Genomic DNA, 12,049 nt, shown 5'->3' on the forward strand with positions numbered 1-12,049 from the left:
TTGTGCTCCACACTCGAAAAATTACTTGGCGGTTGGCATGCTGAATTCAGGGCCCTTGGCAATACTGTCGGGCCAGCGTTGCATGACGCTTTTGTAGCGGCTGTAGAAACGAATGCCTTCTTCGCCGTAGGCATGGTGGTCGCCGAACAGCGAGCGCTTCCAGCCACCAAACGAATGCCAGGCCATGGGCACCGGAATTGGCACGTTGATGCCGACCATGCCGACCTTGATGGTGCGGGCAAACGCGCGGGCAATGCCGCCGTCGCTGGTAAAGCACGACACGCCGTTGCCGAACTCGTGGGCGTTGATCAAGGCCACCGCGCTGGCAAAATCCGCCACCCGCACGATGCCCAGCACCGGCCCGAAGATCTCTTGCTGGTAGATGCTCATCTCGGTCGTGACGTTATCGAACAAGGTCGCGCCGACGAAGAAACCACCCTCCGCCCCCGGCACCTTGAAGCCACGGCCATCGACGATCAGCTTCGCGCCCTGGGCCACGCCCTGGTCGATAAAGCCCTCGACCTTGGCCTTGTGTTCGGCGGTGACCAACGGGCCCATCTCGCTGTCTTTCTGCATGCCGTTGCCGACCTTCAACTGGTCAATGCGCGGCAGCAGTTTTTCGATCAGCTTGTCGCCGACATCACCCACCACCACCGCAATCGAAATCGCCATGCAACGCTCGCCGGCCGAGCCGTAGGCCGCGCCGATCAAGGCGTCGGCCGCCTGATCCAGGTCAGCATCCGGCATCACGATCATATGGTTCTTCGCGCCGCCCAACGCCTGCACACGCTTGCCGCGCTGGGTGGCCTGCTGATGGATGTACTCGGCAATCGGCGTGGAGCCGACAAATGAAATCGCTTCGATGTCCGGGTGCTGCAACAGGCCGTCCACCGCGCTCTTGTCGCCCTGCACCACGTTGAACACACCGTCGGGCAGCCCGGCTTCGGTCAACAGACGGGCCATCAGCAAACTGGCGGACGGGTCACGCTCGGACGGTTTGAGGATGAAGCAGTTACCGGTGGCCAGGGCCAGCGGGATCATCCACAACGGCACCATCACCGGGAAGTTGAACGGGGTAATGCCGGCGCACACGCCCAGGGGCTGGCGCAGGTTCCAGTTGTCGATGCCGCCGCCGATGTTGTCGCTGAAATCGGTTTTCAACAGGTTGGGCGCGCCACAGGCGTACTCGACGATCTCGATGCCGCGGGTGACTTCGCCCTTGGCGTCGGAGAACACTTTGCCGTGCTCGCGGCTGATGATTTCGGCCAGTTCATCGTGGTGCTGGTCGAGCAACTCCTTGAACTTGAACAGCACCCGCGAACGGCGCAGGGACGATTGCTCGGACCACGCCGGGAAGGCGTTCAGTGCCGAGGCCACGGCTTCATCGACGGTCTTCTGGCTGGCAAGCCCGACGCGGGCCTGGACCTCGCCGGTGGCCGGGTTGAACACAGGGCTGAAACGCTCACTGTCGCTGTCCTGCACCTGGCCGTTGATGTAATGGCCGATTACCGGGGCGTTGCTCATTGTTCTTGTTCTCCGTCGAAAGTGTTTAAAGATCCAGCAGCCAGCTGTGCTGCGGGTCGTTATGGAAATGCCAGGCGCGCTTGGGCCCGGCCATCACGTTCAGGTAGTAGGACTCGTAGCCATACGGCACGCTGACCGGGTGATACCCCTTGGGCACCACCACCAGGTCGCTGTTTTCCACGGCCATGGCCTGGTCGATGCTGCGGTCGTCGGTGTAGACGCGCTGGAACACAAAGCCCTGGGGCGGGTTGATCTGGTGGTAATAGGTTTCTTCGAGAAAGCTCTGGTGCGGCAAGTCATCGGTGTCGTGCTTGTGGGGCGGGTAACTCGACGAGTGACCGGACGGCGTGCGCACCTCCACCACCAGCAGCGAATGGGCAGGCTCGCTGTCGGGCAGGATGTCGCACACGTAGCGGGTGTTGGCGCCCTTGCCGCGTACGCTGCGTTTGCATTGCTCGGGGCGGATCAATCGAGGCGCAAGACCTGCGTCAGTCGAACCGGGAGCCGCGCAGACCGCGATTTGCACGTCGCTCAGCGCGGTGACCTGGGCGTCGGTGCCCGGTGGCAGGTAGGCAGCAAAGGGGGATTTGTCTTCGAACACCGAGTGGCGATCGCCGAGGTTTTCCCAGTTGAAGCCTTCGCCCTCAATGGTCACCCGGCCGCTGAGCAGCACCAGGCACAGTTCTTTATCACCGGCGGTGACCGGCAAGCTTTCACCCAGGCTCAGGCGGTAGGCGGCGAAGCCCACGTATTCCAGGCGCCCTTCTTCCAGCGCGACCATGGTCTGTCCGCGTTTGCTGCTTTTGACCAACAGGCTCATTGTCCAGTCCTCTCGCTCAACAGTGCGCGCAGGGTGTCGTAACCCTTCTTCGCATAGATGTAGCTGGGCGCCACTGCCGGATCCTGCTCGGCTTCCACCACCAGCCAGCCGTGGTAGTCGGCGGCCAGCAGCACGTCCAGCAGCGCGGCGAAGTCGATATCACCGTCGCCGGGCACAGTGAAGGTGCCGTTGACGATGCAGTCCGGGAAGCTCCACATCTGGTTGCGCGCCAGTTGCACCACCGGTTTGCGCACGTCCTTGAAGTGCACGTGGCAGATGCGGTCGATGTGTTTGCGCAGCACCTCGATAGGTTCGCCGCCGCCCATGTAGCAGTGGCCCGAATCGAACAGCAGGCCGACTTCCGGGCCGGTGCGGCGCATCAGTTGGTCAATGTCTTCCGGGGATTCGACGTAGGCACCCATATGGTGGTGGTACGCCAGGCGCACGCCCTGGGACAGGGTGAAGCGTGCCAGCTCGGTGAGTTTGTCGGCGTACGCCTGCCAGGCCTGTTCGCTGTGGAAACGCGGGCGTTCCATCAGGCGCACCGGCGAACCCTGGATCGAGTCGGCGACTTCGCCGTACACCAGCACGCTGGCGCAGTTCTCGCGCAGCAGTTCGAGGTGACCGGCGATGGCCTCGATTTCTTCCGCCACCGAGCGCCGGGCCAGGCGGCTGGAGTACCAGCCGGAGACCAGTGCCAGGTCATACGGGCGCAGTACATCGCCGACGCCTTTGGCGTCCTTGGGGAACTTGCCGTTGAGTTCGAAGCCTTCGTAGCCGATGTCCTTGCCCTCACTGAGGGCTGTGCTCAACGGCGTTTCGCCGCCCAGGGCCGGCAGGTCGTCGTTGCTCCAGGAGATCGGGTTGATGCCAATTCGGATAGCGGGCATGGCTGCACCTATTATTGTTTTTTCAGAGTTGCCTGAGATCTGATTTATGTGGGAGCTGGCTTGCCTGCGATGCGGGCGACTCGGTCTAACAGGTGTACCGAGGTGATGCCATCGCAGGCAAGCCAGCTCCCACATTTGATTGCATTCCAATTCAACGACCGGGGTTTAACTTCGGGCGCTGCGCCAGGCATTGATCAATTGTTCAAAGATGCCCTGGGCTTGTTGAATCAACCCCTCATCGTCAATCTCCCCGGCCAGCCAGGCACGGCTTGGCTCCTGGAAGATCGTGCGGCCCACGGCGAAACCACGGCAGGTCTGGCTCTGGCTGGCTTGCCGGAAGCCATCGGCCAGGCATTCGGCCGAGGCGTTCAGCCCCAGCAGCACCACGCCGCGGCAGTAGGGATCGCGCTCCTGAATCAGTTCGTCGAGCTTTTTCCAGTCTTCGGCCGACTGCGCTTCAATCTTCCACCACGCCGGGTAGATACCCAGGTTGTACAGGCGTTTGAGGCTGCGATAGAGCACATCGGGATAGGTGGACGGGTGATCCTTGGGCGGCACCACTTCCAGCAACAACTCATGACCGCTGACCAGGGACGCCTGGTACAGGCTCTTGAGTTGCGCTTCCTGTTCCAGGCGCAGCAGCGGTTCGTCGTCGGGGTGAAATTGCACCAGGCACTTGATGATCTGTTCCTGAGGCCAGGCAATCAGGTTGCTGCCCACCGAGCGACCGTGCTCAAAGACCAATGGCCGGGAGTTCTGGACTTCCACGGGGCGGGCGATCCACCAGCCGCGACCGCTGGCGGCGTTCAGTGCGTCCTGGCCGAAGCGCTGGTCGGCCAGAATCCCCACATCGGCCTCGACGCCCTGCTCCGCCAGTTTGCTTTCAACCCGTTCCACAGCCTGGATAAACAGCTGCTTGAGGGCGCTGATGCGCGCCGGGTCCTGGCCGCCCTTTTGTGCCAGTTCCACTAATTGCCAGCGATGGTCGAAGGCAAACACAAAGAGCTGCTTCCAGGCTTTGCGCGGCACGCTGACCTGGTGCAGGCGTTGCAGCACCGCGTCCTGGTCCGGGCGGGTAATCGGCACCGGGCTGTTGAACAGGTAATCGAGTTCGGCACGGGTCGGCATGGCCGGGGCGCAGGCATGGCGGGACACCACCAGGCCGCCACAGGCATTGGCCAACTGGCAGCAGCGCTCGTCGCTGGCGTCTTCAAGCCAGCCGCTGAGGAAGCCGGACATGAACGCGTCACCGGCGCCCAAGACGTTGAGGACTTCCACCCGCACACCGGGGTAGATCGCGCCGTCTTCGAGGCGGGCCGGGATGTCGCCGTGGATTACCGTGCAACCTTGCGGGCCGAGCTTGACCACCAGGGTGGCCGAGGTCAGGCCGCGCACGGTACGCAAAGCCGTCAGCAAGTCTTCGCTGCCACCGGCAATCAGGAATTCTTCTTCGGTGCCGACGATCAGGTCAAAGCGCGGGAGGATTTTTTGCACATGCTGGCTGACATTCTGGTCGGCCACAAACCGGGTCTCACCGTCGGCCTTGCCGGCCAGGCCCCAGAGCACGGGGCGGTAGTCGATGTCGAGCACGCGTTTGACGTTGTGCTTCTCGGCATAGTCCAGGGCCTGGATGCTGGCCTTGTACACGCCGTCGGTGGAGAAGTGAGTGCCGGTGATCAGCAACGCCTTGCTGGAAGCAATGAACGCTTCGCTGATGTCTTCGGCGCGCAGGGCCATGTCGGCGCAGTTCTCGCGGTAGAACACCAGCGGGAAGGTTTCACGGTCCTTGAGGCCCAGCAGCACCATGGCGGTGAGGCGTTCCGGGTCGACCTTGATGCCGCTGACGTCGCAGCCTTCGCGGGCCAGGGACTCCAGCAGGAAACGCCCCATATGGTCGTCACCCACCCGGCTCAACATTGCCGACTTGAGCCCCAGCCGCGCGGTGCCGAACGCGATGTTGGCGGAGGAACCGCCGAGGTACTTGGCGAAGCTTGAGACATCCTCCAGCCGTGCACCCACTTGTTGTGCGTAAAGGTCGACGCCCAGGCGTCCCAGGCAAATCAGATCCAATTGACGCCCACTGGCAAAACGAGTCTGGCCCATGCTGGCTCCTGTTATTTTTATCAGCCTGCGTCTGCCGTCGTGGTGGCGGCATACGCTCTTGGTGCAAGCAGACTAGAACGTCTGGGGGCGCCAATCAATATTTATTCTATAAATATTTTTTGTGGAATATATTTTCCAATACGCCATCATCGGTGTGTTCCAGCCACGGTGCATCGTTTCAGCCGCACCGTGTGGCGGGATGCCGAGGTATTTTTTTGCGCCTACCCTGTAGACTTGCGCACATCGACTTATTGTCAGGGGCGGCTCACTGCGCCCTATAAGAACAAGCCAGAAGGATTCCCTATGTCCCAGAGCGCCCCGGAAGACGCACTCGCCAGCCCGCCGATCAACGCCGAGCGGCTGTTGCAGCTGATCACCGACGAATACGAGAGCCTGCCGCGCCAGCTCAAGCGCATCGCCAGCTACATGAGCCAGCAGAGCGACCGGATCATGGTCGACCGCATCAGCGACATCGCCCGTGAATGCGAAGTGCACCCGTCGGCCATCGTGCGGTTTTCCCAGCGTTTCGGTTTCAGTGGTTTCAGTGAGATGCAGGCGTTGTTCCGCGAGGCCTACACCCACAAGACCACGCCGGTGCAGAACTACCAGCAGCGCATCCGCAGCATGATCGCCAACAAGTCGCAGAAAGCCAGCGGCGGCGACCTGGCGCGTGAGTGCGTGAATGCCACGCTGTCCGGGATCGAGCGCCTGGGGCTGGAACTGGACGACGTGGCCTTCGACAAGGCCGTGGACCTGGTGGTGAATGCCGACAACATCTACGTGGTGGGCGTGCGCCGCTCGTTCGCCGTGGCGGACTACCTGGTGTACAACCTGCAGCACACCAACAAGCGCATTCACCTGGTCTCAGGGTTGGGCGGCAGTTATCGCGAGCAGATGCGCAGTGTGCGGGCGAATGATTTGGTGATCGCCATCAGCTTCACGCCGTACGGCAAGGAAACCCAGCACTGCCTGCGGATTGCCCAGCATCATCAGGCCAAGACGCTGATCATTACCGACAGCAACCTGTCGCCCCTGGCCAAGCGGGCGAGCACGGTGTTGCTGGTGAATGAAGGCTCGTCGTTTGCGTTCAGGTCACTGAGTGCGACGCTGTGCCTGTGCCAGGCGTTGTTTATTGCCGTGGCGTATCGGCTGGAGTTGAAGGTCGATGAGATTCATGAACAGGTGGGATTCGACGACTGACGGCGAGCATGTAGGAGTTGGCTTGCTGTGGTGAGGGGGCTTGTCCCCCGTCGGGTTCACCATAGATTGATGGGGCTGCTTCGCAGCCCAACGCGGGGCAAGCCCGCTCACCACAGCAAGCCAACTCCTACATTTTGACCGAGTGCACTCGGGATTAGCGCAGGGCGCGGCGCAACACCTTGCCCACCGTCGTCTTGGGCAATTCCTGCGTACGAAACTCCACAAACCGCGGCACTTTGTACCCCGTCAGGTATTCCCGGCAATGCGCCAGAATCTGCTCCTGGGTCAAACCCGGGTCCTTGCGCACCACGATGATTTTCACCCGCTCGCCGGTCACGCCATCCTCCACTCCAATCGCCGCCACTTCCGCCACGCCGGGGTGCAGCGCCACCACGTCTTCGATCTCGTTGGGGTACACGTTGAACCCCGACACCAGGATCATGTCCTTCTTGCGGTCCACCAGGCGAATGAAGCCCTGCTCATTCATCACCCCGATATCCCCGGTCGACAGCCAACCTTCGGCATCCAGCACCTCGGCCGTTTCCGCCGGGCGTTTCCAGTAACCCTGCATCACCTGCGGCCCGCGCACTTGCAGTTCGCCCTGCTCGCCCAGTTCCGCCAGCTCTCCGTCCTCGCGGATAAACCGCACCCAGGTGGACGGCAGCGGCACGCCGATGCTGCCGGTGAATTCCATTTCGCGCATGCGTGAGATGTCGATGGGGCTGATGCTGACTACCGGAGAGCACTCGGTGAGGCCGTAGCCTTCGATGATCGGCAAGCCGGTGACCTCCTTCCAGCGCTTGGCCACGGCGGTGTGGGTGGCCATGCCGCCGGCGATCACCATGCGCAGGTCGGAGAAATCCCGGGCGCAGAATTCCTTGTTTTCCAGCAAGCCGTTGAACAGCGTATTCACCCCGGCAATCCCGTTGAAACGCTCCTTGCGCAGGATCATCTGCACCCGTTTCACGTCCCGCGGGTTTGCGATCAGGATATTGCGCCCGCCCAGGCACATGAACATCAGGCAGTTCACCGTGAGGGAAAAGATGTGGTACAGCGGCAGCAAGGTGACGTTGGTTTCCTGCTGGTTCTGATCCAGTTGATCACCGACCCATGCCTTGGCCTGCAACAGGTTGGCGATGATGTTGCGATGGCTGAGCATCACGCCTTTGGCATCGCCGGTGGTGCCACCGGTGTATTGCAGGAAGGCCAGGTCTTCGCGGTTCATCGGCACGGCCAGATGGGTTTGCCCGCGTCCCTGTTTCAAGACCTGGTTGAAACGCACGGCCCCCGGCAAATTGAAACGCGGCACCTGCTTCTGCACGCTGCGCAGGATGAAGTTCATCGCCGCGCCCTTGAACGTACCAAGCAAGTCGCCGATGGCCGCAATCACCACGCGTTTGACGGTACTGGCGGCAACCACCTTCTCCAGGGTGTGGGCGAAGTTTTCGAAGATCACGAGGGTCTCCGCTCCGCTGTCCTTGAGCAAATGCTGCAGCTCCCGGGCGGTGTACAACGGGTTGACGTTGACCACCACCGCGCCCGCCAGGATCGTGCCCAGCAGGCAGATCGGGTACTGCAAGCAGTTGGGCATCATCAACGCCACCCGGTCGCCCTTCTTCACGCCCTGGGCTTGCAGCCAGGCGGCAAAGGCAATGCCCTGGATCTCCCAGTCGGCGTAGGTCATTTCGGTGCCGATGCTGACGTAGGCCACGCGGTCGCGGAACTTGTGCAGGTGCTCCAGGAACACCTCGCGCAACGACGGGTAATCCTCGATGCCGGCGTCGATGTCGGCCGGCACGCCGGGCAGGTAAGCGTTCAACCAGAGGCGTTCGGTCTGTTCCAGGCTTACAGCGTTCATGGCAGTCTCCTTGTTGTTTTTATGGCGGGAACTACTTTTCGACGATAGCGGTAATGCCCAGCCCACCGGCCGCGCAAATCGAAATCAAGCCACGTCCGCCGCCCCGCTGGTGGATGGCCTTGGCCAGCGCCGCCAGTTGCCGGCCACCGGTGGCGGCGAACGGGTGACCGCAGCCGAGGGAACCACCGTTGACGTTCATTTTGGCGCGGTCGATGCTGCCCAGCGGCGCATCGAGGCCCAGGCGGTCGCTGCAGTAAGCCGGGTCTTCCCAGGCCTTGAGGGTGCACAGCACCTGGGCGGCGAAGGCTTCGTGGATTTCGAACAGATCGAAGTCGGCGAACGTCAGGCCTTCGCGCTGGAGCATGCGCGGCACGGCGTAGGCCGGGGCCATCAGCAGGCCTTCGGTGCCGTCGACGAAATTCACCGCCGCGGTTTCGCCGGTTCTTAAATAGGCCAATACGGGCAGGCCACGTTCGGCGGCCCACGCTTCGCTGGCCAGCAGCACCACTGAAGCGCCATCGGTCAGGGGCGTGGAGTTGCCGGCGGTGAGCGTGCCGCTCTGGCGATCGTAGGCCGGCGACAGGCCGGCGAGTTTCTCCAGGCTGGCGTCGGCCCGCAGGTTGTTGTCCCGGGCCAGACCACGATACGGGCTGATCAAATCGTCCAAAAACCCCCGCTTGTAGGCCGCGTCCAGCCGCTGGTGGCTGGTGAGGGTGAGTTCGTCCTGGGCCAGGCGCTTGATCTGCCAACGCTTGGCCATTTCTTCGCAGTGTTCGCCCATGGACAAGCCGGTGCGCGGCTCACCATTGCGCGGCAGCAGCGGCTTGAAAAACATCGACGGGCGCACGCCCATCAAGGCTTTTAACTTTGCGCCGGTGCCCTTGGCGCGGTTGGCTGACAGCAAGGTTCGGCGCAGGGACTCGTTAATGCCAATGGGCGCGTCGGACGTGGTGTCGGCGCCACCGGCAATGCCCACTTCAATTTGCCCAAGGGCGATTTTATTCGCCACCAACAATGCCGCTTCGAGGCCGGTGCCGCAGGCTTGTTGCAGGTCGTAGGCCGGGGTTTCGGGCGACAGCGTGGTGGACAGCAGACTTTCCCGGGCCAGGTTGAAATCCCGGGAGTGCTTGATCACCGCACCGGCGGCAAACTCCCCCAGGCGCAGGCCGTGGAGGTTGTAGCGGTCCACTAAACCTTGCAAAGCAGCGACCAGCAAATCCTGATTACTGTCATGGGCGTACACGGTGTTGGAGCGGGCGAACGGAATACGGTTGCCGCCGATAATCGCCACGCGGCGGGTCGGTGCCGGGCTAAAACTGTAGTCACTCATCAATGGCTCTCTTTCCAGATAAACAGCCCACGCATATGGGGTTTGTCACCGGTGAAATTGCGCACTTCAAACTCACGGCGCGGGCCGGTCGGCGGGGCATTCCACAGGGCGACCTGGCCGGGCAGGAAGATCGGCAGCTTGAAGTCGCAATGGGCTTCGGCCTGGTCGAGTCCGCCGGGCGGTTGCTGGGCCGCCAGGGCGCGGCCCAGGGTCCACATGCCGTGGGCGATGGCCCGGCGAAAACCGAACAATCTGGCGCCAATCACCGAGGTATGAATCGGGTTGAAATCCCCCGAGACCTTGGCGAAACGCCGCCCAAGATCCGCCGGCAGCACCCAGCGCTGGGTGCGCAGCAAACCCTCTTCCTGCAACGGCAGCACGTCGCTCCAGGGCTCGCCGACCGGGGCGTGTACGTCACGGCGCAGGTACAGGCTGTCACTCTCCCACACCAGGGTGCCCGCGCTGTAGGCCCGGGTGGCGATGCTCAGGGCCTGGCCCTTGGGATGGGCGACCCAGCGCTCGCAATACACCTCCAGGCGCAGGGCCTGGCCTTCCTCCAGGCGTCGATGCTGACGGATTCGATTGGCCAAATGCACCATGCCGCTGGCCGGGTACGGGAAACTCGGGCGCGTCAGCAACATCAGGTGCAAGGGGAACGCCAGCACATGAGGATAAGACAGTGGCACGCCTTGCTCAGGGCGAAAACCACAGGCCCGGCCGTAGGCGGCGATACCTTGGGCAGACAGCTCCACAGCCAAACGCACCAGACGTTCTTTCGGCAACGTGGGTGCGCCTTCTGGCTTGGGTTTGCGCAGGCCCAACACGCCATCCAGCAACAGCCGCCTACGTGAGAGCGGCGGGTCAATAATCTGCATCACATAGTCCATGTGTCAGGCTCCCAACAGGCTTTGGCCGCAGACCCGCACCACCTGGCCATTGACCCCGCCGGACGCCGGATGGGCCAGCCAGGCGATGGTTTCCGCCACGTCCACGGGCTGCCCGCCCTGGGACATGGAATTCATCCGCCGCCCCGCTTCGCGAATCATCAGCGGGATCTTTGCGGTCATCTGGGTTTCGATAAAACCCGGTGCCACGGCATTCACCGTTACTTGCTGCGCCGCCGCCTGCGGTGCCAGGCCTTGTACCAGGCCGATTACCCCGGCCTTGGAGGTGGCGTAATTGCTTTGGCCGAGGTTGCCGGCGATGCCGGAAATCGACGAGACACACACAATCCGCCCACCCGGCTTCAGGCCCTGGTTTTCCAGCAACGCGGTGCTCAGGTGCAACGGCGCTTCGAGATTCACCGCCAGTACACTGCGCCATGCGGCTTCGGTCATCTTGGCGATGGTTTTGTCGCGGGTGATCCCGGCGTTGTGCACCACCACATCGAAGGCACCGTGTTGACTGATATGGGCTTGCAACTGTTGCGCGGCATCAGTGGCGGTGATGTCCAGCGCCAGTGCGGTGCCGCCGACACTGCTGGCGGCTTGTTGCAGCGAGTCCTGGGCCTGGGGCACATCCACGCAGACCACTTTCGCACCGTCGCGGGCCAGCACCTGAGCGATCGCCAGCCCGATGCCACGGGAAGCGCCGGTGACCAGGGCGCGGCGGCCGCTGAGGGGTTTGTCCCAGTTGATCTCGGCTTGGGTGTCCACCGGGTTTTCCAGGCGCACTACCTGCCCCGAAACATAGGCCGAGCGCCGCGACAGGAAGAACCGCAGGCTGCTCTCCAGCGCGCCTTCGGCACCCGGTGCGACGTAGATCAACTGCACCGTGATCGCCCGGCGCAGTTCCTTGGCCAGTGAGCGCACCAAACCTTCAAGGGCGCGCTGGGCGATGGCCTGGGGCAGGTCCTTGCACAACTCCGGCGCGGTGCCGAGCACCACCACCCGGGCGTGTTGCCCCAGACGCTTGCCATTGATGTGGAAGAACTCGTAGAGCTCGTCCAGTTGCTTGAGGTCGGCGATGTCGCTGGCGTCGAACACCGCGCCCTGGACCTTGACCGTGGAAGGCGCCTTGAGGGTCGCAGCGGTGGCGGTCACTGTATCGGTGGCGGTGAAGATGCGCTGGATTTCCGCCCCCAGGCGCCCTGCCCCGGCGACGATAACCGGGTTGGCCAGGCCTTGTTGGCCGCTGCGGTGACGTTGCAATGCCAGGGGTTGGGGCAGCCCGGCAGTGCGGGCCAGCCAGGCTCCCCAGGGGGAATTGACGAAAGAAAGGTAGCTGTCACTCATGGGTAAACTCACTCACAACACGGTGTTGCCATGGAAACCCGATCCCCTGTGGGAGCTGGCTTGCCTGCGATGACATCGCCTCGGTGTAAC

The 12,049-nt window shown here is 62.8% G+C and carries 9 protein-coding genes; 1 reads left to right on the top strand and 8 read right to left on the bottom strand.

The features are described from left to right. Positions 1–21: 21 nt before the first annotated feature. The 4 genes from MUM_RS0119595 to MUM_RS0119610 all read right to left on the bottom strand — a co-directional run bounded on the left by MUM_RS0119595 (position 22) and on the right by MUM_RS0119610 (position 5,337). Entirely contained in the window at positions 22–1,524 is a 1,503-nt protein-coding gene (locus tag MUM_RS0119595) for a CoA-acylating methylmalonate-semialdehyde dehydrogenase (RefSeq protein WP_010173171.1), read from the bottom strand. A 25-nt stretch (positions 1,525–1,549) separates the two neighbouring features. Then, positions 1,550–2,344, bottom strand: coding sequence for a 5-deoxy-glucuronate isomerase (iolB, locus tag MUM_RS0119600; protein WP_010173172.1), 795 nt, complete (start codon positions 2,342–2,344; stop codon positions 1,550–1,552). Continuing rightward, positions 2,341–3,234: a myo-inosose-2 dehydratase gene (gene iolE, locus MUM_RS0119605; protein WP_010173174.1), complete on the bottom strand. Its 894-nt coding sequence runs from the start codon at positions 3,232–3,234 to the stop codon at positions 2,341–2,343. Before iolE ends, iolB begins: the two co-directional genes overlap by 4 nt. A 165-nt stretch (positions 3,235–3,399) precedes the next feature. Further along, positions 3,400–5,337: a bifunctional 5-dehydro-2-deoxygluconokinase/5-dehydro-2-deoxyphosphogluconate aldolase gene (locus MUM_RS0119610; protein ID WP_010173176.1), complete on the bottom strand. Its 1,938-nt coding sequence runs from the start codon at positions 5,335–5,337 to the stop codon at positions 3,400–3,402. Positions 5,338–5,640: 303 nt separating this feature from the next. On the opposite strand from MUM_RS0119610, the gene MUM_RS0119615 reads away from it, so the two are divergent. Further along, positions 5,641–6,537, top strand: a complete 897-nt coding sequence (locus tag MUM_RS0119615) for a MurR/RpiR family transcriptional regulator (protein WP_010173178.1) — start codon at positions 5,641–5,643, stop codon at positions 6,535–6,537. A 154-nt stretch (positions 6,538–6,691) separates the two neighbouring features. On the opposite strand, the gene MUM_RS0119620 is transcribed toward MUM_RS0119615, so the two are convergent. Genes MUM_RS0119620 through MUM_RS0119635 form a run of 4 tightly spaced genes read right to left on the bottom strand, consistent with a single transcriptional unit; the run spans position 6,692 to position 11,959 of the window. Beyond that, the gene (locus tag MUM_RS0119620; protein ID WP_010173180.1) at positions 6,692–8,395 is read right to left on the bottom strand and encodes an AMP-binding protein; all 1,704 of its coding nucleotides are present in this window, start codon (positions 8,393–8,395) and stop codon (positions 6,692–6,694) included. A gap of 31 nt (positions 8,396–8,426) precedes the next feature. Then, positions 8,427–9,725, bottom strand: a complete 1,299-nt coding sequence (locus tag MUM_RS0119625; protein WP_010173182.1) for an acetyl-CoA C-acetyltransferase — start codon at positions 9,723–9,725, stop codon at positions 8,427–8,429. Continuing rightward, positions 9,725–10,612 (bottom strand): MaoC/PaaZ C-terminal domain-containing protein, encoded by an 888-nt coding sequence (locus MUM_RS0119630; protein ID WP_010173184.1) that lies wholly within the window; start codon positions 10,610–10,612, stop codon positions 9,725–9,727. Before MUM_RS0119630 ends, MUM_RS0119625 begins: the two co-directional genes overlap by 1 nt. Before the next feature lie 3 nt (positions 10,613–10,615). Then, positions 10,616–11,959: a 3-oxoacyl-ACP reductase gene (locus MUM_RS0119635; RefSeq protein WP_010173186.1), complete on the bottom strand. Its 1,344-nt coding sequence runs from the start codon at positions 11,957–11,959 to the stop codon at positions 10,616–10,618. Positions 11,960–12,049: the final 90 nt, after the last annotated feature.

It is taken from the genome of Pseudomonas sp. PAMC 25886 (genome assembly GCF_000242655.1).
GTDB lineage: Bacteria > Pseudomonadota > Gammaproteobacteria > Pseudomonadales > Pseudomonadaceae > Aquipseudomonas.